Consider the following 23,370-nt stretch of genomic DNA (forward strand, 5'->3'; position numbering starts at 1 on the left):
TAACAATCAAACAACCGACAGATGAAAACTTTTTTCATAGATATTTAAAGATCATCGACAGGTTTATTATTGGCAAATACCTCGGCACTTTTATATTTACTATGGGTATTTTCATGGTGATATCTGTAGTGTTTGACGTATCAGAAAAGCTGGATAACTTTCTGAATAAACACGCCAGTTTGCACGATATCGTCTTTAGATATTACGCGGGTTTTATTCCGTTTTATTTGAATATGTTATCGCCGCTGATCAACTTTTTGGCGGTAATTTTCTTTACAGCCAAGATGGCAAACCAAACAGAAATTGTTCCGATATTGAGCGGCCGGGCAAGTTTCAATCGATTTTTAAGACCTTATGTAATCGCTTCATCAATCATATTTGTGGTGTCTTTTTTTGCAAATGTATACCTTATTCCTTTCACAAATCGGCTGAAAATCGACTTTGAAAATGCCAATGGCATGATGGACAATGACCCGACTAAGGTGGAGGTACACATGCAAATTGACAAACATACTTTTGTTTACCTTGCCAATTACGATCCCACAACTCATTTAGGTTACAATTTTATAATGGAGAAATTTAATGGTGATACGTTGCGTGAAAAACTGATTGCCGAACAAATTCAATACGATTCTTTAAAACGGATCTGGTCGCTTAAGCAATACAGTGTAAAATATGTAAACGGAATGAAAGAACAATTCATTACAAGCAACACACCAAAAGACACTGTTTTGGATATGCACCCGAGCGATTTTATTGTATATGATAACGTATACCAGGCCATGTCTTTAAGCGACCTGAACAAGAATATTGACAAGGAAAAACTGCGCCGCCCGGAATATTTAAAGGCCATTTATTTTGAAAAATATCACCGTTTTGTATACCCTTTATCAGCCTTTGTTCTTACTTTAATCGGTGTTTCCATATCGTCAAGAAAGGTACGCGGAGGTGTTGGATTACCCCTGGGGATAGGTATTCTATTATGCTTCGCTTATATTATATTAGAACGATTTGCCCTTGTATTTTCAGTAAAAGGGGGTATGTCACCTTTGGCAGCTGTATTCATTCCTAACATCGTTTTTGGCATTTTGGGCTATTACCTACTTTTAAAAGCACCTAAATAATGGCGCAAAATACACCCTCGACCCTAAATAAGAACCTTATAATACTCCATTTTACTGTTTTTGTGTGGGGATTTACCGGAATTTTAGGCGCCCTGATCACCATTTCGGCCGTACAATTGGTGTGGTTTAGGGTACTTATTGCCTTTTCATCGTTATTTTTGTATTTCAAATTCAACAAAACTGATTTTAAGGTTGACAGAAAAACCCTTGTAAAATTGGTACTCACTGGCGCGATTGTGGGCGGGCATTGGATCCTTTTTTCGCTGCCATCAAACTTTCCACAGTCGCCGTCACCCTGGTTTGCCTCTCATCCATCACACTTTTCACGGCAATTTTTGAACCGTTGATCAACAAAAAAAGTATTTCGAAACTTGAAATATTGGCCGGCATTTTAATTATCACTGGCATTGTTTTGATTTTCAAATTCGAAAGCAGATACACTAAGGGTATCATAACAGGGCTTGCCAGCGCTGTTTGCGCCAGCCTTTTCTCTATCATTAATTCGCGCCAGGTGCAAAAAGTACAGGCACCAGTCATTGCATTTTATGAGCTGTCAGGGGCCTTTGTATGGATCTCGATATACCTGTTTATAACCTCCGGCTACACCCGTGCCATGCTGTTAAAGCCTGCAGATATCGGTTACCTGGTGCTGCTTGGCACCGTATGCACATCGCTTGCTTACGTGGCCGGGGTATCTGTAATGCGTGAGCTTTCCGCCTTTCGGGTAGCGCTCGTCACCAACCTTGAGCCGGTGTATGGTATCATCCTGTCGTTTATTTTTTTGGTGATCTTAATAAAATGACGCTTGGATTTTGGGGCGGGGCCATCCTTATTTTGTCTACAATTTTTTTATATCCCGTAGCCCGAAAGCAAATTTCACGGCATAAAAGCATGTCCTAATTCTTAGCTTCCTCATTTGCTTGCCTCATACAGATACTTGTAACGGCCGTACTTCTGCCTGTTATTAAACAGCGATTCAACAACTCCAATCAGCCTTAGTTTTCACATCCTCCACTCCAAAATAGGAGCGAAATATCAGCGTCCGCTTTGGCTATTTTTAGCCCCTCAGAGCGATTTAAATTTTTCAAGGCATTCTGGGCTCAACTAACATCTCAGCGCAAAACAGCGGCAAAATCCAATTTTAACTTAGTGTATTAAGTTCCAATATAAAAATTGGATCGGCAAACTATACAATTTAAATTTAAGTCATTTTACATCAATTAATAAATTTGAACTAACTATTTATATTATAAAAATATAAATTTAAAAATCAGATATTTATATAATTTATATAAACAAATAATCAAACAAAAGCAATGCAAATAAAATCACAAAAAACTAAAGAAATTAGCATTTAAAAAACAACAAGAAAAAAATCATCATATAAATTTATAAATCAAATAATTAATACATCTTATTTAGTGTAAAACTTTCCAATTCGGCACGAACAAAGCCCACGTCAGAAAGTGTAGTGAAGTAATGATTCAGGAATAAAAAAATCGCGGCACCTCTCCTGCTTGTATACAAAATCAGTTTTCGAACGGATTTTTTTCACTCTCGCAGGATTCTCGCAAAGAAATTTTGGGCGAAAGAAATCCTCGCAATATCAAATTCCAGGGGTATTAAAAGTTCTGATTTTAGCCTTTGAAAAATATGGGCAAAATTTCACTGCGGTTATTGTCACCTCATTTTTGAAAGGGCAATTATCAACCGGGCAAAATCTGGGCGATTTAAAATTGAAGAGCTACCAGAGGTGGACACAGCCAATAAAATATGAACCTAAAAATGCAGACACATCTCCGCACTATTTCGCGATCAAATTCCATGACCTCGATTTACATGAGATCAATTTTTATTAAACATTTAAAAAGCGGATATTGTATTACTCTAAAACCAACATCCATCATGAGCATTAAAACAATAGTCATTGTAGCCATCGCAGTTTTGCTTACCATCGTACTAATGCAAAATACCGACGAGGTTTACTTCAAATTTTTGTTCGCCACTTTCAGGGTATCCAAACTAATGATGATGCTGGTAGTTGCGGTAACAGGTTTTATATTGGGCTTGATCGTGGCATGGCCTAAAAAACAAAAGTTCGATATTGAAGGCTATCATGACGCCATGCACAAAAAAGACGGCACCGATACACTAAGTGACGAAGACAGGGAATACATCAGCTAAAATATGAAAACAAAGATTGGATTTATAGGGCTTGGCAACATGGGTGCCAGCATGGCCAAAAACCTCATTGACTCAGGGTACCATTTGCAGGTTTACAACCGCACACTTTCAAAGGTAGACGAGCTTGGCACCGACAGTGTAACAAAATGCCAGAGTCCTGCTGAAGCTGCGGCAAATGTGCCATTTTTGATCACCATGGTATCAGATGACGAGGTGCTGCGAGAATCGGCTGTAGGCGACGGCGGAATTTTAAAAACGCTACAGCCAAATGCTGTACACATATCCATGAGCACTATTTCACCTGGAACTTCTGAAGAATTGGCCAGGTTACATGAACAGTCAGGAAATCGCTACCTCGCTTCTCCTGTATTCGGAAGGCCCGAAGCAGCCGCTGCACGTAAGCTTTGGATTTGCGTTTCGGGTGATGAACAAACTAAAACTGATGCCCGTCCTATACTTGATTTACTTGGCCAGGAAGTGATTGATTTTGGCCCCTCGGCGGGGGTGCAAATGTGGTTAAAATAGCAGGCAATTTTATGATCATGGCATCCATGGAAATGATGGCCGAGGCATTCACCCTTGCCGAAAAAAACGGACTAAGCAGAATGCAGGTAGCCGACTTTTTCAGCTCGACGCTTTTCAACGCTCCAATTTTCCAGAGCTACGGCAAGGCCCTTGCCGGCAAGCAATATCAACCGGTAGGCTTCAAATCAAAATTGGGTTATAAAGATGCGCGCCTCGCATTTAAATTATCGCAGACAAGCGAGATGCCCATGCCTATTGCAAACGCCGTACACAGCCGTTTACTAACCGCTATTGCCAAAGGCTGGGGCGAGAACGACTGGGTGGAAGGGATAGGGCGAGGCGTGAGTGAAGACGCGGGCATTTGATTTCGGATTTCGGATGTTTGATTTCGGAATTTGTAAGTAGGATTTTGGAATCGGATATTTCTTTTAAATAAAATGCCGGATGGTCTATCGACTGATAAAATGATCGATAAATCATCCGGCATTTACATGCAGCAGGATAAGTAAGTTTGGTAGCAGAATTGCTTTATATCACAACGTCATTGCGAGGTACGAAGCAATCCCAAACTATACAGGGACGACCTGCCAATCGGGGATTGCTTCGTACCTCGCAATGACGATTTTATTTTGCTTCGGGACAGCTTCCCGAATCCTACCAAATCCGAAATCAAACATCCGAAATCCGACATCACAAATAGAACACCTGGTTCTCCTCTTCCAAAAATTTCAAATCGGGAGTTTCAGCAAAAATACCGAACACAGATGCTCCGGTTCCGCTCATGCTTGAGTATATGGCCCCTGCCTCATAAAGGGCCGCTTTGATGCCTCTGATTTCCGCATGATTTTTAAACACGGTTTGTTCAAAATCATTTTTGATAAGCTTCTTCCAGTCGGCTATTGGTTCGTTGATCAAATCAAACAGCGAATCTTTTACCGGAGTTGGTTTTATGCCTCTGAAAGCCTCCCCTGTTGATACATGAACAGGAGGCATCACCAACACTATTTTGTATGCCGATAGATCAAGTTTAATGCTCTCAAATCTCGTCTCCGCGCTCAAAGGCGAACACGGGCTTGTTCTCGATGAAGAAGGCGCAGTCGGCACCAAGGCGACGGGCGTAATCAGTCATCTCGTCAACAGATAAACCGAGCTTAAATTTGTCGTTCATCAGCCGGATAAAAAACGCCGCGTCAGATGAACCGCCGCCCAGTCCCGCGCCTATGGGGATATGCTTATGCAGGTGAATGCTTACCGGCGGCAGGTCATAATCCTGCTTAAGCATATGGTAGCCTTTAACGCAAAGATTATCCTCCATCAACCCGGGAATTTCCAGGCCGGTTGAGGTGAAGCTGAGCTTGTCGCTTTTCACCACTTCAAGGGCGTCTTTAATATCGATAGGATAAAAAATGGTTTCGAGATTATGATAACCATCCGGCCGGCGTTCGGTAATATTAAGGCCGATGTTTATTTTTGCATTCGGAAATAAAATCATACAAAGTAATTAACACGTGATGTATTTGCCAACATCAGTAGGAAACCAAAGGTAGATTATTTTTCTTTGCCCTTTAAATTTGGTCATCGAGTCATTTAGTCATTAAGTCATTGTTTTTTTCAAAGCCTTGCCTAAGTATGCCTATCTGATTGATCACCTTAATCTAACTATACAAAAAAATGAAACAGTATCTTGATCTGATGAGGCATGTGATGGAAACCGGAGCGCAAAAGCATGACAGAACCGGCACCGGTACAGTAAGTGTGTTTGGCTACCAGATGCGTTTCAATCTCAAGGATGGTTTCCCGATGGTAACCACCAAAAAACTGCACCTCAAATCTATCATCCATGAGCTCATCTGGTTTTTGAGCGGCGACAGCAATATCCGCTACCTGAAAGAAAATGGCGTAAAAATATGGGACGAGTGGGCCGACGAAAATGGCGACCTTGGCCCCGTGTACGGCAAACAATGGCGCTCATGGCCTACACCGGATGGCGGCCATATCGACCAGATCAAACAGGTGGTGAACCAGCTTAAAAACAATCCCGACTCGCGCCGTATCATCGTGTCAGCCTGGAACGTTGCCGAGGTTAACCAGATGGCCTTGCCGCCATGCCATAGTTTGTTCCAGTTTTACGTAGCTCCGCCCGATATTTCAAAAGGCGAGACTAAAGGAAAGTTATCATGCCAGTTGTATCAGAGAAGTGCAGATATATTCTTAGGAGTTCCGTTCAACATAGCTTCCTATGCGTTGCTCACCATGATGATGGCACAAGTCTGTAACCTTGACCTTGGTGACTTTATACACACTTTTGGTGATGCACACCTGTACAACAACCACATGGACCAGGCCCGGCTGCAGCTAAGCCGCGATCCTCGCCCCCTGCCAACCATGAAAATCAATCTGGAGGTAAGAGATATCTTCTCATTCAAGTTTGAAGATTTCACTTTGGAGAATTATGATCCCTGGCCGCATATTAAAGCGGAAGTGGCGGTGTAACTTAGTCATTGGCTTCGCGTCATTTGGTCATTGAGTCATTTTTTGATTGTCCTGCTTTTAGCTGTCCTAATCTTATCATGAGTAATAGAATTGAAGAACTCGAGGTATACAATCTTTCGGAAGCATTTGCTGATAGGGTTTGGTTTATGGTGGCCAAGTGGGAATATTTTGCCAAGGATACTTTGGGCAAGCAAATCGTTCTGTCCGATTCAATAGGCGCAAACATTGCTGAGGGCTTTGGACGATTTCATTACAAGGAAAATAAAAAATTCTGTTATTTTGGCAGAGGCTCAGTGATTGAAACTAAGGGTTGGCTAAAGAAAGCAAACACAAGAAGCCTGATCAGCGACGAGGATTATCAAACATTACTCAAAGAGTTATAAACAATTCACATAAAACTAAACATCTACATCAAACTCATTGGAAATAGCAATCTATAATTGCAAGTCAAAAAAAATGACTCAATGACCAATGACTTAATGACCTGCAAGAAATGATACTATCCATCATCGTAGCCATAGCCAAAAACCACGCTATCGGTAAAGACAATAAATTACTCTGGTATTTGCCTAACGATCTAAAACATTTTAAAGATGTTACTACGGGGCATACCGTGATCATGGGACGTAAAACTTTTAATTCGGTTGGTAAGCCATTGCCTAGGCGCCGCAACATTGTTATTACCCGGCAAGCCATCAGTATCGATGGTTGCGAGGTGGTGCCAACCATTGAAGCGGCTATTGAGCTTTGCAAAACCGAGGATGAAGTTTTTATTGTTGGCGGGGCCGAGATCTACCGGCAGGCTATCCCGCTTACAAACCGCATATATCTCACCATTGTTGACCAGGATTTTGAGGGGGATACATTCTTCCCGGAGTTAAATCCTGATGAGTGGCAGGAAAAAGATCGTGAAGATTTTGAGCCCGACGAAAAAAACAAGTATAAATATTCGTTTATCACACTTGAGCGTCGCTAACATTCTTTGTCATGATTTTGTTTTAATTTAAAATTTTGTGCTTACGAAATTTTATTAGATTTGCTGCCTTATTGAAAAAAGCTTATAAACTAATTTATTACATATTACAAATTCGATGCAAGGCAAAGGGGTTATTAAATTTTTCGCCATACTACTGGCAGTGGTGTGCTTATACCAGCTATCATTTACGTGGGTGGCCCATAAGGTTAGGGAGGATGCCAAAGTATACTCAAAGGGAGATCCTGAGAAAGAAAAAGCTTATTTGGATTCTATTTCCAATCAACCGGTTTATCCGCTATTAAAACATGATTACGCTTATGTATTGCAAAGGGAAATTGCATTAGGCCTTGACCTTAAGGGTGGCATGAACGTTACCATGCAGATCCAGCTTGATGAGCTGGTTAGGAAAATTGCCAACAACAATCCTGATGCTACTTTTAACCAGGCTTTGGCTAACGCCGATAAATTGCAGGCAAATGCTCAAACCAACCAAAAAGATTACATCGCTTTATTTGTAAGCGAGTACGAAAAGCTAAACCCCAATGGTAAACTTGCCGCTATCTTTTCAACAAAAGATAACCAGGACCACCTGAAGTTCAACGCTTCAAATAGTGAGGTTAAAACTTATCTTGAGGATTTGGCTTCAACTGCGGTTAAACAATCATTTACTGTTTTGAACACCCGTATCAACCAGTTTGGTGTAACCCAACCAAACATCCAGTTGCAACAAGGCTCAAACAGGATTTTAGTTGAGTTGCCAGGCGTTAAAGAACCAGAGCGTGTTCGTAAATTGCTTTCGGGTTCTGCGAAACTGGAGTTTTACGAAACTTTTGATAATGCTGAGGCATATCAATACCTGATCAATATTGACAACCTGCTTGCTGCAAAAAGCAAAACTGCCAAAGCGGACACAGGTAAATCAGCGAAAGCTGATACCACTGCTAAACTTGCAGCCGGAAAAGCTGATACAGCTAAAGGTGGTTCATTGTTAAGCAAGGTTCAGAAAAATGCCGCTAAAAACGATACTTCAGCTGCTTCATTAAGCAAAACAAAATTAGCTGCACAACACCCGTTGTTTGCAGTAATGTCATTAAACGTTGGCCAGGGTGCAAACGGCCAGCAGCAATTAGGCCAGGGCCCTGTTGTTGGTTATGCTCCGCTTCAGGATACTGCTAAAGTAAATTCATACCTGCACAGTGCAGATGTTTTAGCAGTTATTCCACGTAACATCAAATTTTTGTGGGAAGTAAAACCTATTAAAAACACCAAAACTTTCGCGTTATACGCTATCAAACTTACAGGTGCCGAAAATGGCCCGGTATTATCTGGCGACGTAATTAACGACGCCCGTGCTGATAACGACCAGAAAGGCAGCCCTGAGGTTGTGATGATCATGAACTCAGAAGGTGCTCAAAAATGGCGTGCCGTTACGGCCGAAGCATCATCAGGCACCAACAAAAAAGCTATCGCCATCGTTTTAGATGATAACGTATACTCTGCTCCTACCGTACAAAACGAAATTTCGGGCGGTGTATCATCAATCTCCGGTAACTTTACCATTGATGATACGCGCGACTTAGCCAACGTATTAAAAGCAGGCCGTTTGCCGGCTCCTGCTCACATCGTGTCTGAGTCAATTGTAGGTCCGTCATTAGGCGAGCAGGCTATCTCTGCAGGCATAACTTCAAGTGTCTTAGGCTTAGTTGTGGTATTGATCTTCATGATCGCTTACTATAACCGTGCAGGTACTGTAGCGGTAGTTGCAGTAATCATCAATATCTTCTTCCTGATGGGTGTACTGACCAGTTTAGGCGCGGTATTAACTGTGCCAGGTGTTGCAGGTATCGTATTAACCCTCGGTATCGCGGTAGATGCCAACGTACTGGTTTATGAACGTGTGCGTGAAGAGCTTGGCCTTGGCAAATCATTAAGGGTTGCTGTTGCCGATGGGTTCAAACATGCTTTGCCTTCAATCCTCGATTCACAGATCAGTACCTTCCTTACCGGCTTGATCCTGTTTGTATTTGGTTCAGGTCCTATTCAGGGCTTTGCAACTACATTGATGATTGGTATCGCTACTTCATTGTTCTGTTCATTGCTGATCTCAAGGGTTATATTTGAGTGGATGCTTGACAAAGGCATGGATATCAAATTCTCTAACCCTTGGAGCTCACATACCTTTAAAAATGCAAACTTCGCGTTCGTAAAAAACCGCGGCAAGTTCTACATTTTCTCAGGCTTATTCATTGCAGCAGGTTTGATATCTATCTTCACCCGCGGCTTTACCTACGGTGTGGATTTTGAAGGCGGCCGTAACTATATTGTTAGCTTCCCTAACAAAAACGTTACTACCGAGCAGATCCACGATGCTATCGACGCCACTTTAGGTCGCAGTACCGAGGTTAAAACCATGGGTACCGATAAATTCAGTATCACTACCAACTATCTGTTCAATGATAACTCAACAGCTGCCGATGCCAAGGTAAGGGCAACCCTTGTTAGCACATTAGCTGCTAAAGCTGAAACTAAAATTACCGACAGCAACATTTTAGGTGGTTCAAAAGTAAGTGCTACTATTGCCGATGAGTTAAAAACATCAGCTATTTACACCGTATTGTTCGCCATCTTTGTGATTTCGGCTTACATCCTGATCCGTTTCCGTAAATGGCAGTTCAGCTTGGGAGCGATGATCGCGACTGCTCACGATGCCTTATTGGTATTGTCGTTTTTCTCATTGTTCAATGGCTTCCTTCCGTTTTCACTGGATATTGACCAGGCGTTTATTGCGGCTATATTAACGGTTATTGGTTATTCAATTAACGACACCGTGGTAGTATTTGACAGGATCCGTGAATTCCTTGATCACTCTAACAAAAACGAAAAACCAGAAGAGGTTATCAACAGGGCCATCAACAGTACATTAAGCCGTACAATTATCACAGCATTAACCGTGGTATTCGTATTGTTGGTATTATTCATCTTTGGTGGCGACGTGATCAAAGGCTTCTCATTTGCGTTATTGATCGGTGTTCTTTTCGGTACATACTCGTCGATCTGTGTGGCAACACCAGTAATCGTTGACTTTGGAAAGAAAGACCTTAAATAAGAAAAAGGATAAATTGTTAAAAGGCTCCAAAGTAATTTGGGGCCTTTTTTGTTATCATCTATTGCTATTAAAAAAAACAAAACAACCGACAGATGGTGTTGCATATCGTAATCAATGAAGTATAATTGCACTGTATTTCAATACAAATCGGCATTGGCGGCACGGTGATTGTGCTACTTTCATATGCGGGCAGTATTGCCTGTAAAAGAATAGATTTTAAATATCAACCTGCATAAATGAACACATCAAATAATTCAAAATTTCCACTTGTAGTGATCGTAGGCGGCGGCTTCGGCGGCCTGCAGGTAGCAAAACAACTAAAGGACAAACCTGTAGACGTTTTGATGCTGGATAAGCACAACTACCATACTTTTCAGCCCCTCTTATACCAGGTTGCTATGGGTAGCCTCGAGTCGGAGTCGATAGCTTTCTCATTAAGGAAAAATTTTGCGAGCCAAAAGAATTTCCGCTTCAGGATAGCGGAAGTAACCAGGGTGGATGCGGAAAATAACATACTCGAAACCACTATAGGCAATTTAGCTTATGATTACCTGGTGATAGCAACAGGCTCAACGACCAACTTTTTTGGGAATAAAGACATCGAGCATTATGCTATGCCGATGAAGTCGATCCCTGAGGCGTTGAACCTCCGGTATTCTATTTTGCAGAACATTGAAGAGGCCCTGCTTAAAGTAGGCAAGGCCGAGCGCGATCCCTACCTTACTTTTGTACTGGTAGGCGCTGGCCCAACGGGTGTTGAGCTTGCAGGCTCACTGGCCGAACTCCGTAACCACGTTTTAACAAAAGATTACCCGGAACTTAAAAAGGAGGACATGAAGGTGTACCTGGTCGATTTTTTACCGAAAGTACTTGGCCCCTTCTCCGACCAGGCATCCAACGCGGCCCGCACCTTCCTGACCAATATGGGTGTTGAAGTGCTAACCGGCGTAAAGGTGGAAAGCTACAACGGCGAGGAAATCAAATTTGAAGGCGGTAAAAGCATTCGCACCAAAAATGTGATATGGAGTGCCGGGGTTATGGGTGTTGTGCCCGAGGGCTTTGATAAAGAGGTTATTGAACGTGGAAATAGAATAAAAGTGGATAGCATAGGCCGCGTTGCCGGCTTTAACAACGTATTCGCAATTGGCGACGTTGCAGCCATGATCACCGATGAAACCCCTAAGGGACACCCCGGCGTAGCGCAGGTAGCCATACAAATGGGCCAGCACGTGGCTAAAAATATCATTCATATCATTAACGGCGAACAAACCTCACCGTTTAAGTATAACGATAAAGGCTCATTGGCAACTATTGGCCGCAATAAGGCGGTGGCCGATTTGGGCAAAGTAAAATTCCAGGGATTTTTTGCATGGCTTGTATGGATGTTTGTGCACCTGATATCGCTTTTAGGCGGCCGTAATAAGGTGATTGTATTCATTAACTGGGTATCGAGCTATGTAACCTATAATGGCGGTACAAGGCTTATTATCCGCAAATTTGAGCGCGAAGGCTTAACTGAGGATCAGCATTTGCCTAATACGGTTGATTAGCTTAAGTCCGGAGTCTAAAGTCTCGGGTTCTAAGGCTTAAGTCAAAAGTTTTAAGTTGGAAGTTTAGCGTTTTGTAAACTAAATTGATGACTTTTGACTTAAGACTTAAAACCTAAGATTTCCAAAAATGAGCATCAAAATAACCGAATGTCCCCGCGATGCCATGCAGGGCATTCATGATTTTATTCCTACCGATATAAAGGCGGAATACATTAACCTGCTTTTACAGGTGGGTTTTGATACGATAGATTTTGGCAGCTTTGTATCACCCAAGGCTATCCCCCAGTTACAGGACACGGCGGAGGTATTAAAAAAACTCGATCTGAGTAATACTCGCTCAAAGCTATTGGCTATTATAGCCAACTATCGCGGGGCAGAAGACGCGGCTAAACATGAAGAGATCACTTACCTTGGTTATCCATTTTCCATATCCGAAACATTTCAGCTTAGAAATACAAACTCAACCATTGAGCAGGCTTTTGAAACCGTACAGCGGATAAATGAATTGAGCCATAAAAACGGCAAGCAATTGTTAGTTTATCTTTCCATGGGTTTTGGAAACCCTTACGGTGATGAATGGAATACCGGCATCATTGAACACTGGGCAGAAAAAATGACAGCAGAAGGAATAAAAAACATCGCTCTTGCGGATACCGTAGGTATTGCGGATGCAGAACAGATCAGTGGCATTTACCCCAACCTTTGCCGTTTATTCACCAATACCGAGTTTGGCATTCACCTGCATTCCACTCCTGATACATGGCAGCCAAAAATAGCCGCAGCCTACCAAAGCGGTTGCAAGCGTTTCGATACTGCAATAAAAGGCTACGGAGGCTGCCCAATGGCCAAAGACGATCTCACAGGCAACATTGCCACCGAAAACCTGATAGGTTATCTTAAAATACAAAATGAGCCCACAGGGCTTAATATGGATAAATTTAAAGAAGCGATGGATTACTCGGGAAGGGTGTTTGCCTGAGCATAATTTACAGAACTTAAGAAGTTACAGAATTGAAGCTTGCATACCAGGGCAAAGAAATTAATTCTGCTAATTTAAAAATTCTGTAAATTCTGATTCAGACCATTCTTTATGCCGCGGCGTGCTTAGTTGCTTTAGCTGCTTTATTTTTCACCACTCTGTCAAAGTTTTCCATTACCAACACAGCCGCACCAATTAACTCAGCATCAAATCCAAGTTCAGATACTAATAGTTCGGTACCGCCTGCCAGGCGCGGGATACAGTACTTGTGAAGGGCTTGTTGTATCGGGGCCATCAGTATCTTGGCAACTTTAGCCCCGCGACCACTTAATACAATGATGGCGGGGTTCATAATATGGATAAGAATGGCCAGGGCCTTCCCTATTTTATAACCCGCATCCGATAATAGTTCAATCGCAAACTGATCGCCATTATTGGCGGCTTCTATCAAGGCATCACCCATTAGTTTGGAGTGATCTTCCTCATTATATTTTAAGCTGGTTACACGGCCTTTTTTGATACCTGCTATGGCTTTTTGAGCAACTACCAATAATGATGCTTCGGCTTCCAGGCAGCCACGTTTACCACATTCGCAAAGGGAACCATCTTCCGATAGCGGGATATGGCTTAGCTCGCCTGCAAAACCGTTGTGACCGCGGAACAGTTTTCCATTTACGATCATCCCCAGGCCAATACCCCAGCCCAGGTTTATTACCATAACTTCCTGCTGAGATTTGGCTATACCGAATTTTTGTTCGGCAAGTGCTATAAGGCTCGAGTCATTATCGATATAAGTGGCGATGCCTGTTTTGGAAGTAAGGTAAGCAGTTAAGCTTTGTCCGCCGGCGTCAAGGTAAGTGTAATTGATACCTTCGGTAATATTGATGAAGCCGGGCATACCGATGCCTATTCCGGCAATCTTATCTTTAGGGACCCCACTGTTTGCTATGTAGTTATTAATCTGCTCAACCAGCGTCGGCAATGCCTCGGGGTTATTGAGTAGTTTAAGCTCAAAGGTAAGCATATCGGCAACCGGATTATTCAGCAGATCAAACATCTGGATACGGGCGGTGAGCTGATCGAGCGCGATAGCTAAAATATGCATAGCGCTTGACTTTACCGAATACATTAACGGGCGACGGCCGCCGCTCGAAGGGGCATACCCCTGTTCAACCACAAAACCCTCGTGCATTAACTCGTTTATAGCTTTGGCTATAGACGGGATACTTTTATCAAATAACTCACTTAATCCTGCACACGACATGGCCTTATTAAAATAAAGCCTTTTAATGATCATATTTTTTAACTGGCTGCCCTTTACCCCTTTATTCGTAAGTTCCATCAACAATTATTATAGTTTGGTTTATAACAGGCAACACCTTAGTGTTCTGAATTTTATAAAATTAAAAATAAAGTTATTAACTACAACTGTAAATATTACAGTATTAAACCTGTTGTAAGTACATGGACACTATTAATACACCATTTGCCTACAACGTACAAAAATATCTATTATATCCGTGTACGATATAAAATAAGCGAAAGTTTTGATTAAAATTTACCATCCCAGGCTCTTCGGTCTGTGTTTTTTCTTGTTGAGAGTTTGGAATACACCTCGACACCAGCGGGATTATCAAGGTCAGCAGGTGACTCAATATCAGTTTCATAACAATCCTCATAACTATCAATACGCCACCTCACAAACCGTCCGTATGGATTTAAATAAGACCGCGTGTATTCATGTTCCCGCTTTTCCAGTTGTTCATAAGCATCCTCACTTGATTTTGCTTTAATAAGTACAAAGCGTTTTTCAATTTGCTGCTTCTTAGATAAAACTCCCTCTTCCTCAACAACAACAGTCATTTTTACACAAAAATACCTGTCGACTAATACCTTTTCTTTACCTAAGGGCTCTGCAAAATCTATCGATTGGATCCAGATGCCCGCAATATAGTTAAGTGCGGCAATATCTTTGAGCCGGCTATATTTTAGCTTCGCAATAACAGCTTGTGGCCTTTTTTTATGATCTGAAATTTCAAAACTTTCAAACAGATCAAGAGCGATAAGTTTTTTACAATTATCCCTGAAGCTTTTGTTTATTGCCTTAATACGTTCCTTAGGCTTAAGGTCGATATACAGATCCTCCTCCGGGTATTGGAGAACTATCTTGACTACGGCAAAGCGTTTATTATTGGAAACCTTTTTATCTAAAGCCCAATCTTTTAATGCGTGAATTTCTGCCATAAAATAACTGATTGAGTTCTATGGCAGCAGCCAAAACCGCCACCCGCTCCAGTATTCATCATACTGCGATCTAAAATCTTTTAGTTGCCGCGATAGTGGTAAACCGTACGAAACAGCAAAAGCATTATACATTGGCTCATCACTGAAATTAACAACACCTTTAGTTCTTAAATTATAAACTTTATATCCCGAATCAACCGACATGCAAAGATTATCGCCTTTTAAAAGATAGGTATCCACAAGGATTTGTTTACTTTTCCCTTTAGGCACAAAATAAGCAAACTGGTCGCTCTCCTCCATAGCTTCTCCATGCCCCAAAGGGATCCGGGATTCATCACCAAGACCATGATCGCCATAATAGGTAAAGGAAAACACCATTAATGATATACCGACAATTTTATAAACTGCAAATACACTGAGCCATTTAAAGTTGGTATACTTTTTCTGTGCTTTTAAAAACAGCATCCATAAAAACCAGATTACCGGGGTATAAAACAACCCAAGAATGGATGATTTAATTACAACAAACAATAAATGGAGCAGCGTAGTCATAAGGAGGTTTAATCTCTTTCAATTTGCATAAACATCCAGCGCTGCCCCTCCAGGTCGGCAGCACGATAGCGGGTGCCGGGGAAACCATATTCCAATTCACTTAATATCCTTGCACCTTTACTTTTAGCAGTTCTGTAATGCTGTTCAACATCATCGACGTACACCAAAACCCCGTTAATAATATATGGAACACTGCTCCATTTTGCGGCGATATTACAATTTTGAGCGTGATGTAATGGCCCCTGATAGTGAGGCGAGGGTTCGGCTAGCATAACCAGGCTTTCGCCCATTTTGAGCTCCCCATGAGCAAGGCGATCAGCCGCATCCGTCATCCGCATATTTTCAGTAAAACCAAAAACATCGCATAACCAGTTCATAGCCGCGATGCCATCTTCATAGGCAAGCATAGGGATTATTTGCTGGTTATTGTTCATCGGTTTACCTCTGGCTGTTGGCAGCACTAAAGGTAAACTATTGCGGCCTATTTATCAAAGCAGCTTATTTTTCTTCCAGTTGCTTTTTAAGTTTTGCTATTTCGTACTCGAGTTTAAGTACGTACTCATTTTGCGGGGCGAAGGCTTCCTTAATTTCATCAACGGTGTAGCGCGGCGTAATATGCTGCGGGCAATTCCAGTCGAACGCTTTTACATCGAAGATGAGCATTCTTTCGGGCGTATGTTTGTACTCAGCGGGATCAATAAGGTCAAATAGTTCAGGATTGTCGGCAAGCTCAACAATGCGGGCGTCAGCGTAGATCTTGAGCCTTGTTTTATGCGGATAATCCATCAAAAATAAAGACACCTGCGGATGTTCCATTACGTTACCAACCGAAATGTACTGCTTGTTTCCCCTGAAATCGACCACGCCAAGCGTATGGTTATCTATCACTTTAATAAAACCGGCCGGCCCTCCCCTGTGCTGAATATATGGATAGCCGTTTTCGCCTATACTGGCCATATAAAAGCTGTCGCGGCTTTCAATAAACATTTGTTCAGGTTCGGTAATGCCATCTTTATCAGCCATGAGGCTTTCCATACGGGCATAACTACTACGGCTGCCATATTTTTCCTGCAGCTTTTTAACACCATCAGTAAAAGCAAAACGTGCAAAGTTCATAATGTAAACAATTTTAAGATAAATACTTATGCCCGCCCTGCAGTGCAGGGCGGGCATAAGGGTGTAAACTATAATTATAAATCAGAAGTATTATTTTACCAGTTCAGGGATAGCAGGCCAGTCGACTGGTACCTCTGTTAAGGCGTATACGTAGTTGGTAATGGTTTTATCGCCAACAGCTACGGCAACATCAATCAGGTTAGCTTGTGTATAACCGGCAGCGTAAAAGTTTTCAACCAGTTGATGATCGGCATGGCCTTTATTTTCGGTAATTGATTTAGCTACCTTAACTAAAGCATCAATTTTTGCATCGAACGAAGCTGAACCACCACGGATCTCAACGATCTGGTCATCATTAAACCCATTCATTTTAGCAATGGCAGTGTGTGCGGCAGAACAATAAGCACAATCATTTACCTGGCTTACGATAAGGTTTACAGCTTCTTTTTCTTTAGCACGTAATGATGTTTTACCGTTTGAAAGGGTTATATAGTTAGCCAGCGCATGATCTGAAGTTGCAAAAACTGCAAACAGGTTTGGCACGCGGCCTACTACTTTTGTTAATGTATCAAATATAGCCTGATTTTCTGGAGTAACTTGTTCTCTTGTTGGAATTGCGAAAGTTTTCATTTTTGTAATGTTAATTTTTGTTGTTTTGAATTAACAATACAAAAGTGGCAACTTTAGCAGCCCTGCGGAATGGGCAAATTTCCCGGGTACTTGTAATTATTTCCCTTCGGCAACTAAAACCTTATTATTTCTGAAATCGGTTGGTGAAAATGAGGTGTGTTTTTTAAAAAAATTGCTAAAATAAGCCGCGTCATCAAAGCCCAATTCATAAGTAATTTCCTTAGCCGATTTATCGGTATAATACAATAGGCGCTTCGCCTCAATAATCAAACGCTCTTGTATCACCTGTAAAGGCGTCTTATGGTTATACAGGGCAAAAAGGTTGGAAAGCGTTTTAGGCGATTTATTTAACTGCTGCGCATAATAAGCCACGGTATGGTGTTCACGGTAATTATTCTCCACCAACAAATTAAACTTACGAATGGTACCAAATTTTTCATCGGCCAAAACTTCACGAGGCCCGCTGTGCGCCTTGGCAAGGCGCGTCACGATAATGATAAGCCGCTTCAACAGCATCCGGAGCATGTCTATCTGTATATTATCTGCTGTTTCAAATTCTTCAATGAAAATATCCAGCAGGCGCTGTAATTTAAACTGCATGGCTTCATCAAGGGTAACAAATACCTGGTCGGAGCTACCATAAAACAGGAAGCCTACGCAGCTTACTTCTTCGTCATGATCAACAATGCAATAAAAATCGCGGTTAAACTGCCAGGCTACTATATCTTCAGGCCGCTCAAAACGGAAAGATTGGTTAACCATTAGGGGCAGAACGGTGTTGGGCTGAAAATCATAATCCACCTCATCAATGGTTACAGTTTGCTTTTCGCCACGGTTCCAGGCTATGGTAAGGTATTTATGCTGACGATCGCGGGTAAAAAACATCCTGTCGAAATGTTTTTCATTGATAAGCAGCAGCAGATCGCCGCCTGTAGATTGTTCTGTAGCTGATAGTTTCATTTTGCGCAAACGCAAAGATATTTAAAAGTAATAATTAAGCGCTCACCACCATCGGTTTATCGCAGCCGGATGACCAATCGTGCTGAACATTGGTCATAAGTAACGCATTGTCAAACGTTACTGAACCCTTCGGAAAAATGCTTTCATCTTCAAAAAAGCTTGATTTAACAGCACTCACTTCGAGCGCCTGTACTTTCCAGTTATCGGTATATAACACTAACCCTTCATACTTATTGCCATTGGGTGAATATCCCGTTGCCCCGGCCTTAAAGAAATCAGAAGCTACATCAAGCGTCCCGAATATCGAACCCGGATTGAGTTCATCAGCAACTTTTGCATCCACACTAATCACCGTTCCGTCCGAACTGGTGAAAGCCACGTGATATTGGTCGTCGTGCTCATTAACGTCAAATTTGGCCTGGTGATGTCTGCCGGGGAATACCCTGCCACCTGCAATCGTATTAAATAAGGACGAGGTATCCCGTCGAGGTATATAAACTCCTTCTTTCAATTCCCCGTTTTCCTCCCATTGTACGGCTATTCGATGTGCGCCATTTTCCGAACCTACGCCTAAAAAAGCAGGCATACCTTTAGGGCGAACCTGCTTAAGCCTGATCAAACAGATCCCTGCTATAGCTTTGCCGTTAACAAGCTTGGGAGTAAAGGGCGGCGGCACTATTTTTTTGCTATGTCCGCATCCGCGGTAAAGTTCACTAATATGCGCCTGTCAATTATGCCGGTAATTTTCGGAATCTTCATATGATAAATTTATAATGATTTTTCAGCGTTCGGATAACCCAGGACAAATTATACTGTCAAATTTGCTCCTCTTCTATTCACAGTACATTAACAACCGCTTAACATACTTCATCAAACATTCATTCAAAAAAAGATATTGCATTCTAATTGCCTTCTAATATCAAAGGCGATTACCCTACTAATTTAAGAATGACTATTACCCAATTTCTCGACCGGCATCAGGATGCTGTGCAAGTTGCTTTATATGCTTTAATCATATGCTCATTATGGCTGATGGAAGTTGTTTTTTCATCAGGTATTTCGGTAAAAAAACGCTGGCAACATAACAAAACCAACCTCCTGTTCATTTTTACCGCTCTCCCTATCCAGCTATTACTTACTACCATTGTTTTAATCATAGTAGGCTGGACCAATACACATCATTGGGGATTGATCAATTACATACCCGGTCATCACAATAAGTGGGTTTATTACATCAGCCTTTTCATGCTGCTTGACCTTTGCGAATACGTTTATCACGTGGTAATGCACAAAATAGATCCCCTTTGGAAATTTCACCTCGTACATCACAGTGATCTTCACGTCGACGTTTCAACCACAGTACGTGAACATCCCGGCGAAACCTGTGTGCGCACCTGTTGCTTAATGCTTTGGGTATTTATTTGCGGCCCGGCAATTGGCGTTTTGGTATTGAGGCAAACTTTTCAATCATTATTTAATATCCTGGCCCATACCGAGTTCAGGTTACCACAACGTGTTAACAAAATTGTTGGCCTGATTTTTATAACCCCTAACCTGCACCATGTACACCATCATTATCAACTACCACATACCGACCGTAATTATGGTGATGTATTAAGCATCTGGGACAGGCTTTTCGGTACTTTTGGCGAACTTGAACAGGAAGATATCCGCTTTGGCATTGATACCCATATGGATAAAGAAAGAACCGGCAAGTTTGTGAACATTCTTAAAATACCATTTCAAAAGCTGGAACGGCCAAACGGGCATCAGAATTAACGTTTAACCGGGGCAATCGTTTAACCGGGGGCAATCGTTTACTCCCCATCCTCTCCAAAATCTTCCATTACACCAAAATATTCTTCCCATTCCGGGTCGTCAATAACCGTGATATTAATCGGGAGTTCATCAAATTCGGATAAAGCATCGTTTAACCTGTCGCCTGCTTCATCAATATCTGTGGTATACCAGGCCCACCAGCGTTCGTTTTCGCCGGTAAATACGAAGGCCAGTATGCTTTGATGATCATCTTCAAGCAGATCGACTAAAGCATCCTCTACCTGTTCCATCAGCAACATTTCATCAGCCGAAGGCAATAATGACGGATCAAATGATTCATAGTTCCAGGTTACATCCATCCGCTGCAGGTAAACACCGGTTTCAAAAAGTTTGATAAATTGGGTCTGTAGCGGACCAGCAACGGAATATCATCGTCGGATACGGCTTCAACCGATACCCAGGTATCGTCTAAGATCATAGGTTGTATTTTAGGCTGAAGTTATAAAAAAACCGGGGAAGAGATACTTGAAATCACTGCAGACTAACGATATTCTTTAAAAACCGTTACGAAGCTTCAAACGCTTCGTAACGATTGATATATTGACATGTTTATAGTTGATTTATTGCACCTCAAACTCCTTCTTAAGTTTAATGTCAACTGATGAACTACCTATCATAACTTCAAATTTACCGGGTTCTACAGTCCAATTCATATTTTTATCCAACAGGGCCAAATCATCAGGGTGCAAGGTAAACTGTACTGTTTTCTTCTCGCCGGGATTTAGTGTAATGCGATCAAAGCCACGCAGATCGTACTCGTAAGTAGTAACGCTGCTCACCTCATCCTTAAGGTAAAGCTGCACCACATCATCGCCTTTGCGCTGCCCGGTATTGGTTACATCAACGCTAACCTGTATAAGTCCCTGAGAATTGCCTTTTTCGGGCGATACCTGCAGGTTGCTGTACTCAAATGTGGTGTAGCTTAACCCGTAACCATAAGGGTACAAAGCTCCTTTCACACTTGTTTTACCCCAGCTGTTCTGTCCGCCCTGCTCTGCCTGTGACGATGGTTTAAAAGGGAAGTTATATTCCAGTTGACCTGTTGTTTTTGGGAAAGTGATCGGCAATCTTCCACCGGGATTATTATCGCCAAATAAGGTTTCGGCAATCACCTGCCCGCTTTGTACGCTCGGAAACCAGGCTTCCAGTATGGCCGGCACGTATTTATTTTCCCAGTTGATGGTAAGCGGCTGCCCGTTGATCATCACCATTACCACAGGTTTTCCGGTAGCCTGCAAAGCCTGGATCAACTTCAATTGCCTGCCCGGCAGGTTTAAACCCGTACGCGATAAACTTTCGCCAACACGGTCAACATCCTCGCCTACCACAGCAATCACAATATCCGATTGTTTAGCCTGTGCAACCGCCGAATCAATGCCCGCCTGCTCCTGGGCGGTTAGCGGGGTTTCAATAATTTCGCTCTCCGGCCAGGTAGCATCAATCATGTCACAGCCTTTAGCATAGCTTACTTTGGCATCGCTGCCTACGTAATTTTTAACGCCGTCAAACACTGTAATAACCGGGTTATGCGATGGACCATACCTGCTCACAGCATAGTTAGTTTCCTTAGCCAGCGGACCAGTTACCAGGATATTAGGATATTTCTTTTTATCCAACGGCAGCAGATTGCCTGCATTTTTCAGCAATACCATCGACTCGCGGTTCATTTTCAGGCTCATGGCTTTATCTGCATCGATGTGCACTATTTTATCGGCAGCTTTAGGATCTTTAACATAAGGGCTATCAAACAAACCTAACCTGAATTTCACTTTCAATACCTCGCCAACACGGGTATCAATGATCTTCATGGAGATGCGATTTTCTTTGATCAGCTCGCGCAAAGGCATAATAAAGGTTTGCGGCATAGTGAAATTTGTACGCACGTTAAGGCCAGCCTCAACAGCCTGCCTTACAGCTTCCTTGTAATCGGCAGCAACATGATGTTTTGAATAGAGAAACTCAACAGCCTCACTATCGCTTACCACATAGCCATTAAAGCCAAATTGCTGACGTAAAAGCTGCGTAAGGAAGTAATAGCTGCCAGTTATTGGTACGCCGTCCCAATCATTATAACTGCTCATTACCCCCATTGGATGCGCCTCCTGGATCACCCTGCGGAAGGGATACAAATATAGTTGGTGCATTTCGCGCGGAGCGACATGCGGATCGGTACGGGCACTGCCATCACGGCCTCCTTTAGGCACGCTGTACACAGCAAAGTGCTTAAGGGTTGACGCTACGCCGCCTTCCTGGATGCCCAGCACCATCTGCTTGCCCATTTCGGCAATGTGAAAAGGGTCTTCGCCATAACATTCAACCACACGGCCCCAGCGCTGGTCGCGGGCGGGGTCAAGTATGGGGGCGTAAACATTGGTATACCCCAGCGCTTTGGCTTCGCGGCCAACGGTTTTACCCGCCTGGTATACCAGTTCCTTATCAAAAGTACTACCTATGGATATTGGCGCGGGTAATGGCGTGGCCCTATCGTGGTTAAGGCCATGGATACCCTCGTTGGTAAAATCAACCGGGATCCCTAAACGTGTTTCTTCAACAAACCATTTTTGAATGGTGTTAATAGCAGCAGCGTGCTTGCTAAACGGATATGAATATTGTGTAGGCGCATCATCAGTATGCGAAGTAAGATTATTCAGTTCTTCATCAATATTGGCTATGCCATCTTTCCACACTTCATTTTTCCAGTTAGGGACGGGCATTTCGTCCTTTAACACACGCTTATAACCATAAAGGGTAGCCATTTGGCAGGTTTTCTCTTCAACGGTCATCTGACTTACCAGGTCGGCTACACGCTTATCAATCGGTTGTGACGGGTCTTCGAATACATCCATTTTACCGTTCTTGTTAAAATCTATCCAGCCTTTATGATAGATGTTATTTTGCTGTGCCGAGGCTGCCAGGCTAAAGCTAATGGATAAAGCAGATGCCACAAATACCCGCGGCAGATAATAGTTAATTCTCATGTGGTTATATTGGGTTGGAATTTCAAATATATAAACCTGTGTGGGCGCAGCCATGCCCGGAGCCGTATATTTTAACTATATCGTTTGAGTGAAGAGGTTTACACCTGTCACTTG

Annotated in this window: 26 protein-coding genes; 13 read left to right on the plus strand and 13 right to left on the minus strand. The window is 42.4% G+C overall.

What is annotated here, in order from left to right; translation table 11 throughout:
* Positions 1 to 68: 68 nt before the first annotated feature.
* From ACQ86K_RS20300 to ACQ86K_RS20325, 6 genes are all read left to right on the plus strand, one after another.
* A complete protein-coding gene (locus tag ACQ86K_RS20300) occupies positions 69 to 1,124 on the plus strand; it encodes an LptF/LptG family permease (RefSeq protein WP_431200901.1) in 1,056 nt (351 codons plus the stop codon).
* Positions 1,124 to 1,471, plus strand: coding sequence for a hypothetical protein (locus ACQ86K_RS20305; protein WP_431198638.1), 348 nt, complete (start codon positions 1,124 to 1,126; stop codon positions 1,469 to 1,471). The genes ACQ86K_RS20300 and ACQ86K_RS20305 overlap by 1 nt, the downstream gene beginning before the upstream one ends.
* Before the next feature lie 65 nt (positions 1,472 to 1,536).
* Positions 1,537 to 1,926 (plus strand): EamA family transporter, encoded by a 390-nt coding sequence (locus ACQ86K_RS20310; protein WP_431198639.1) that lies wholly within the window; start codon positions 1,537 to 1,539, stop codon positions 1,924 to 1,926.
* A 1,103-nt stretch (positions 1,927 to 3,029) separates the two neighbouring features.
* Positions 3,030 to 3,308, plus strand: coding sequence for a lipopolysaccharide assembly protein LapA domain-containing protein (locus ACQ86K_RS20315; protein WP_176844329.1), 279 nt, complete (start codon positions 3,030 to 3,032; stop codon positions 3,306 to 3,308).
* A gap of 3 nt (positions 3,309 to 3,311) precedes the next feature.
* The gene (locus ACQ86K_RS20320) at positions 3,312 to 3,833 is read left to right on the plus strand and encodes an NAD(P)-dependent oxidoreductase (protein ID WP_431198640.1); all 522 of its coding nucleotides are present in this window, start codon (positions 3,312 to 3,314) and stop codon (positions 3,831 to 3,833) included.
* Complete coding sequence (locus ACQ86K_RS20325) at positions 3,821 to 4,198, plus strand: NAD-binding protein (protein WP_431198641.1); 378 nt, start codon at positions 3,821 to 3,823, stop codon at positions 4,196 to 4,198. Before ACQ86K_RS20320 ends, ACQ86K_RS20325 begins: the two co-directional genes overlap by 13 nt.
* Positions 4,199 to 4,523: 325 nt before the next feature.
* On the opposite strand, the gene ACQ86K_RS20330 is transcribed toward ACQ86K_RS20325, so the two are convergent.
* Both ACQ86K_RS20330 and ACQ86K_RS20335 read right to left on the minus strand, forming a co-directional pair.
* On the minus strand, positions 4,524 to 4,892 hold the full coding sequence (locus ACQ86K_RS20330; RefSeq protein ID WP_431198642.1) for a hypothetical protein: 369 nt from the start codon (positions 4,890 to 4,892) through the stop codon (positions 4,524 to 4,526).
* Positions 4,870 to 5,325, minus strand: coding sequence for a 4-(cytidine 5'-diphospho)-2-C-methyl-D-erythritol kinase (locus tag ACQ86K_RS20335; protein WP_431198643.1), 456 nt, complete (start codon positions 5,323 to 5,325; stop codon positions 4,870 to 4,872). Before ACQ86K_RS20335 ends, ACQ86K_RS20330 begins: the two co-directional genes overlap by 23 nt.
* 179 nt (positions 5,326 to 5,504) lie before the next feature.
* Between ACQ86K_RS20335 and ACQ86K_RS20340 the strand changes: the two genes are divergently transcribed.
* The 6 genes from ACQ86K_RS20340 (at position 5,505) to ACQ86K_RS20365 (ending at position 12,937) form a co-directional block, all read left to right on the plus strand.
* The gene (locus ACQ86K_RS20340; protein WP_091162252.1) at positions 5,505 to 6,326 is read left to right on the plus strand and encodes a thymidylate synthase; all 822 of its coding nucleotides are present in this window, start codon (positions 5,505 to 5,507) and stop codon (positions 6,324 to 6,326) included.
* A gap of 77 nt (positions 6,327 to 6,403) precedes the next feature.
* The gene (locus ACQ86K_RS20345; RefSeq protein WP_431198644.1) at positions 6,404 to 6,709 is read left to right on the plus strand and encodes a four helix bundle protein; all 306 of its coding nucleotides are present in this window, start codon (positions 6,404 to 6,406) and stop codon (positions 6,707 to 6,709) included.
* A gap of 110 nt (positions 6,710 to 6,819) precedes the next feature.
* Complete coding sequence (locus ACQ86K_RS20350; RefSeq protein WP_091162250.1) at positions 6,820 to 7,302, plus strand: dihydrofolate reductase; 483 nt, start codon at positions 6,820 to 6,822, stop codon at positions 7,300 to 7,302.
* Positions 7,303 to 7,417: 115 nt separating this feature from the next.
* Positions 7,418 to 10,408 (plus strand): protein translocase subunit SecDF, encoded by a 2,991-nt coding sequence (gene secDF, locus ACQ86K_RS20355; RefSeq protein ID WP_091162248.1) that lies wholly within the window; start codon positions 7,418 to 7,420, stop codon positions 10,406 to 10,408.
* A 236-nt stretch (positions 10,409 to 10,644) separates the two neighbouring features.
* Positions 10,645 to 11,958 (plus strand): NAD(P)/FAD-dependent oxidoreductase, encoded by a 1,314-nt coding sequence (locus ACQ86K_RS20360; protein WP_091162246.1) that lies wholly within the window; start codon positions 10,645 to 10,647, stop codon positions 11,956 to 11,958.
* Between the two features lie 127 nt (positions 11,959 to 12,085).
* Positions 12,086 to 12,937, plus strand: coding sequence for a hydroxymethylglutaryl-CoA lyase (locus ACQ86K_RS20365; RefSeq protein ID WP_091162244.1), 852 nt, complete (start codon positions 12,086 to 12,088; stop codon positions 12,935 to 12,937).
* Between the two features lie 109 nt (positions 12,938 to 13,046).
* On the opposite strand, the gene ACQ86K_RS20370 is transcribed toward ACQ86K_RS20365, so the two are convergent.
* From ACQ86K_RS20370 to ACQ86K_RS20405, 8 genes are all read right to left on the minus strand, one after another.
* Positions 13,047 to 14,279 carry an ROK family protein gene (locus tag ACQ86K_RS20370; RefSeq protein WP_091162242.1) on the minus strand — a complete coding sequence of 411 codons (1,233 nt, stop codon included), beginning with the start codon at positions 14,277 to 14,279 and terminating at the stop codon, positions 13,047 to 13,049.
* A 209-nt stretch (positions 14,280 to 14,488) separates the two neighbouring features.
* Positions 14,489 to 15,181 carry a DUF4288 domain-containing protein gene (locus ACQ86K_RS20375; protein ID WP_091162241.1) on the minus strand — a complete coding sequence of 231 codons (693 nt, stop codon included), beginning with the start codon at positions 15,179 to 15,181 and terminating at the stop codon, positions 14,489 to 14,491.
* An 18-nt stretch (positions 15,182 to 15,199) separates the two neighbouring features.
* Positions 15,200 to 15,733: a hypothetical protein gene (locus ACQ86K_RS20380; RefSeq protein WP_091162239.1), complete on the minus strand. Its 534-nt coding sequence runs from the start codon at positions 15,731 to 15,733 to the stop codon at positions 15,200 to 15,202.
* 8 nt (positions 15,734 to 15,741) lie between these two features.
* Positions 15,742 to 16,167 (minus strand): VOC family protein, encoded by a 426-nt coding sequence (locus ACQ86K_RS20385; protein WP_091162237.1) that lies wholly within the window; start codon positions 16,165 to 16,167, stop codon positions 15,742 to 15,744.
* Positions 16,168 to 16,231: 64 nt separating this feature from the next.
* On the minus strand, positions 16,232 to 16,849 hold the full coding sequence (locus ACQ86K_RS20390; RefSeq protein WP_091162904.1) for a pyridoxamine 5'-phosphate oxidase family protein: 618 nt from the start codon (positions 16,847 to 16,849) through the stop codon (positions 16,232 to 16,234).
* Positions 16,850 to 16,939: 90 nt separating this feature from the next.
* Positions 16,940 to 17,479, minus strand: a complete 540-nt coding sequence (locus ACQ86K_RS20395; RefSeq protein WP_091162235.1) for a carboxymuconolactone decarboxylase family protein — start codon at positions 17,477 to 17,479, stop codon at positions 16,940 to 16,942.
* Positions 17,480 to 17,575: 96 nt separating this feature from the next.
* A complete protein-coding gene (locus tag ACQ86K_RS20400) occupies positions 17,576 to 18,439 on the minus strand; it encodes a helix-turn-helix domain-containing protein (RefSeq protein ID WP_091162233.1) in 864 nt (287 codons plus the stop codon).
* A gap of 34 nt (positions 18,440 to 18,473) precedes the next feature.
* Complete coding sequence (locus tag ACQ86K_RS20405; protein WP_431198645.1) at positions 18,474 to 19,115, minus strand: DUF2071 domain-containing protein; 642 nt, start codon at positions 19,113 to 19,115, stop codon at positions 18,474 to 18,476.
* Between the two features lie 272 nt (positions 19,116 to 19,387).
* Between ACQ86K_RS20405 and ACQ86K_RS20410 the strand changes: the two genes are divergently transcribed.
* A complete protein-coding gene (locus tag ACQ86K_RS20410) occupies positions 19,388 to 20,218 on the plus strand; it encodes a sterol desaturase family protein (protein ID WP_091162229.1) in 831 nt (276 codons plus the stop codon).
* 38 nt (positions 20,219 to 20,256) lie between these two features.
* On the opposite strand, the gene ACQ86K_RS20415 is transcribed toward ACQ86K_RS20410, so the two are convergent.
* The 3 genes from ACQ86K_RS20415 to ACQ86K_RS20425 form a co-directional block, all read right to left on the minus strand.
* On the minus strand, positions 20,257 to 20,577 hold the full coding sequence (locus ACQ86K_RS20415) for a DUF695 domain-containing protein (RefSeq protein WP_431198646.1): 321 nt from the start codon (positions 20,575 to 20,577) through the stop codon (positions 20,257 to 20,259).
* Entirely contained in the window at positions 20,568 to 20,696 is a 129-nt protein-coding gene (locus ACQ86K_RS20420; protein ID WP_431198647.1) for a hypothetical protein, read from the minus strand. Before ACQ86K_RS20420 ends, ACQ86K_RS20415 begins: the two co-directional genes overlap by 10 nt.
* A 142-nt stretch (positions 20,697 to 20,838) precedes the next feature.
* Positions 20,839 to 23,256 (minus strand): glycoside hydrolase family 3 N-terminal domain-containing protein, encoded by a 2,418-nt coding sequence (locus ACQ86K_RS20425; RefSeq protein ID WP_091162225.1) that lies wholly within the window; start codon positions 23,254 to 23,256, stop codon positions 20,839 to 20,841.
* Positions 23,257 to 23,370: the final 114 nt, after the last annotated feature.

It is taken from the genome of Mucilaginibacter sp. P19 (assembly GCF_050632265.1).
In the GTDB taxonomy this organism is placed as follows: domain Bacteria; phylum Bacteroidota; class Bacteroidia; order Sphingobacteriales; family Sphingobacteriaceae; genus Mucilaginibacter; species Mucilaginibacter gossypii.

Coding starts and splice junctions, on each gene's coding strand:
- ACQ86K_RS20400 (WP_091162233.1), bottom strand. CDS start 18,439: ATGAAACTATCAGCTACAGAACAATCTACAGGCGGCGATCTGCTGCTG.
- ACQ86K_RS20395 (WP_091162235.1), bottom strand. CDS start 17,479: ATGAAAACTTTCGCAATTCCAACAAGAGAACAAGTTACTCCAGAAAAT.
- ACQ86K_RS20320 (WP_431198640.1), top strand. CDS start 3,312: ATGAAAACAAAGATTGGATTTATAGGGCTTGGCAACATGGGTGCCAGC.
- ACQ86K_RS20420 (WP_431198647.1), bottom strand. CDS start 20,696: ATGATCTTAGACGATACCTGGGTATCGGTTGAAGCCGTATCCGACGAT.
- ACQ86K_RS20375 (WP_091162241.1), bottom strand. CDS start 15,181: ATGGCAGAAATTCACGCATTAAAAGATTGGGCTTTAGATAAAAAGGTT.
- ACQ86K_RS20335 (WP_431198643.1), bottom strand. CDS start 5,325: ATGATTTTATTTCCGAATGCAAAAATAAACATCGGCCTTAATATTACC.
- ACQ86K_RS20385 (WP_091162237.1), bottom strand. CDS start 16,167: ATGAACAATAACCAGCAAATAATCCCTATGCTTGCCTATGAAGATGGC.
- ACQ86K_RS20425 (WP_091162225.1), bottom strand. CDS start 23,256: ATGAGAATTAACTATTATCTGCCGCGGGTATTTGTGGCATCTGCTTTA.
- ACQ86K_RS20340 (WP_091162252.1), top strand. CDS start 5,505: ATGAAACAGTATCTTGATCTGATGAGGCATGTGATGGAAACCGGAGCG.
- ACQ86K_RS20415 (WP_431198646.1), bottom strand. CDS start 20,577: ATGGATGTAACCTGGAACTATGAATCATTTGATCCGTCATTATTGCCT.
- secDF (WP_091162248.1), top strand. CDS start 7,418: ATGCAAGGCAAAGGGGTTATTAAATTTTTCGCCATACTACTGGCAGTG.
- ACQ86K_RS20365 (WP_091162244.1), top strand. CDS start 12,086: ATGAGCATCAAAATAACCGAATGTCCCCGCGATGCCATGCAGGGCATT.
- ACQ86K_RS20410 (WP_091162229.1), top strand. CDS start 19,388: ATGACTATTACCCAATTTCTCGACCGGCATCAGGATGCTGTGCAAGTT.
- ACQ86K_RS20345 (WP_431198644.1), top strand. CDS start 6,404: ATGAGTAATAGAATTGAAGAACTCGAGGTATACAATCTTTCGGAAGCA.
- ACQ86K_RS20315 (WP_176844329.1), top strand. CDS start 3,030: ATGAGCATTAAAACAATAGTCATTGTAGCCATCGCAGTTTTGCTTACC.
- ACQ86K_RS20350 (WP_091162250.1), top strand. CDS start 6,820: ATGATACTATCCATCATCGTAGCCATAGCCAAAAACCACGCTATCGGT.
- ACQ86K_RS20360 (WP_091162246.1), top strand. CDS start 10,645: ATGAACACATCAAATAATTCAAAATTTCCACTTGTAGTGATCGTAGGC.
- ACQ86K_RS20370 (WP_091162242.1), bottom strand. CDS start 14,279: ATGGAACTTACGAATAAAGGGGTAAAGGGCAGCCAGTTAAAAAATATG.
- ACQ86K_RS20390 (WP_091162904.1), bottom strand. CDS start 16,849: ATGAACTTTGCACGTTTTGCTTTTACTGATGGTGTTAAAAAGCTGCAG.
- ACQ86K_RS20380 (WP_091162239.1), bottom strand. CDS start 15,733: ATGACTACGCTGCTCCATTTATTGTTTGTTGTAATTAAATCATCCATT.
- ACQ86K_RS20305 (WP_431198638.1), top strand. CDS start 1,124: ATGGCGCAAAATACACCCTCGACCCTAAATAAGAACCTTATAATACTC.